1 protein-coding gene is annotated in these 1677 nt (G+C 69.5%); it reads right to left on the reverse strand.

Going from position 1 to position 1677, the window contains the following annotated elements:
• A partial coding sequence (locus PZA18_RS23830) for a hypothetical protein (RefSeq protein WP_284103391.1) occupies nt 1-1677 on the reverse strand: 1677 nt, incomplete at both ends.

A 1677-nucleotide genomic window follows, 5' to 3' on the forward strand; every position in this document is an offset into this window, starting at 1 on the left:
TGACGCGATCCTGATAGCCCGTCGGCGCGGCCACCGCGCCCTGGTTGGTTTCGGTCCAGACCACGGTGACCGCGTCGCCATCCTGCGCGCCGGTTTCCAGCAATCCCACCTGGCTCACTTGCAGGTCGGGGCCGATGGCAAAGGTCTGTTCGGCCTGGTTGTCGGCGTCCAGCGGCCCCTGGGCGTCGTATTCGGGGAGTTCCCCCAGCGGGTTGAGCTGGATGCGCAAACGGAACTGGCCAATGGCATTCAGCCCCTCAGGCCAGGTCAGCCGGACCTGACGGGCCGCCCCGGTCTGGGCAGCGATCGACTGGTCGGTCTGCAGCGGTGACAGGTCGGCCATCACCGCACCGGTGCTCAGGTTGATCAGTTCGATCCGTTCGCGCCACTGGCCCAGTGCCGGTGCGGTGCCGGCGTTCCAGGTGGTCCAGTGCAGATCAATCGGATCGCCCCCCCGCCAGGGGCCGGCCGGTTCCAGCCGCAGGTCTTTCACCTGCAGGTTGGCCGTGGCCGCCAAGGTGCTGCGGAGGCTGAGGCGGGCACTGTTGTTGCTGGCAGCCGTACCGGTCTCGCCTTGCTGGTGGCGCGGGTCGCTGTCGATCACCAGCTCGAATTCGCCGGCGCCTGCCGGGCCATGGGGCAGGCGCAGGCTGAGTTGACGGGCCCGGCTGCTGCCGGCAGCCAGCGGCCCCAGCTCGGCTTCGCGCCACGGCAGCTCGGCCTGCAGCACGATTTCGCCGCTGCCGACGCGCCGGATGATCAGCCGTTCGCTGAAGTCGCCGTGTGTCGGTTGCTGGCCCTGGTTGTGGCTGGTCCAGTGCACGGTCAGGGGCTGGCCGGACTGCAGACCGTCCGCCGGTTCCAGCCGCAGGCCGTCGGGGCGCAGATCCACCCCTGCGGCAGCCCCGCCCAGGTCGAGGTTCTGCGGGGTCGCCGGGGCGTTGACGAACACACCCAGCCGACAGGCCAGATCGTCGCGGCCATCGGTCTGATCAAGCACCACACGATAGCGGCCGCCGATCAGCGCCAGGTGTTCGAGGTCGCGCAGCGCGCTGTCGCTGATCACCTGCCCATAGGGGTCGATCAGCCGCAGGCTGGCCTGGTAGTTGTATTCGTAGCGGCCGCTGGCCGGGTTGTAGCTTGCGTACGATTCGGCCAGTTCGCGCAGGTCGAGGTAGAGCCGGTCCCCGGCCTGGACCTCGACGCTGTAGACGCGGGCTTCGCCGCTGGCGGGCAGGCGCAGGTCGATCACCTGCCCAGGGGTCACGGCCGGGGCTGCTGCCAGATCGAGCAGGCGGAAGCCGTAATCGGCCGGGTTGAAGCCGGGGTTGTCCAGCCGCAGGGTGTACTCGCCGGCGTGCAGGGTCAGCAGGCGGGCGGTCTGCAGCGGGCTCTGGCTGACCAGAACCGGGTCGTGGGCATCGCCACGCAGGCTCCAGCTCAGGTGGTCGGCCGTGCCTTGCAGCGGATCGAACAGCAGGGTCTTGCTCTCGCTCAGGCGGAAGCGGTATTCGCGCTGCTGCCGGGAGGCAGTCAGGCTGCCCCGCAGACTCTGTCCCAGAACCAGCGATTCGACCGCCGGCTCGCCCTGGTCGAGCTGGAAGCTGACGCTGACCGGCGCGGTCAGTACCGAGTCGGGGCGCAGCTGCAGATAGACCGGGCCATCCTGGGCCAGGG

Source organism: Parachitinimonas caeni, assembly GCF_030129945.1.
Classification (GTDB): Bacteria; Pseudomonadota; Gammaproteobacteria; order Burkholderiales; family Chitinimonadaceae; genus Parachitinimonas; species Parachitinimonas caeni.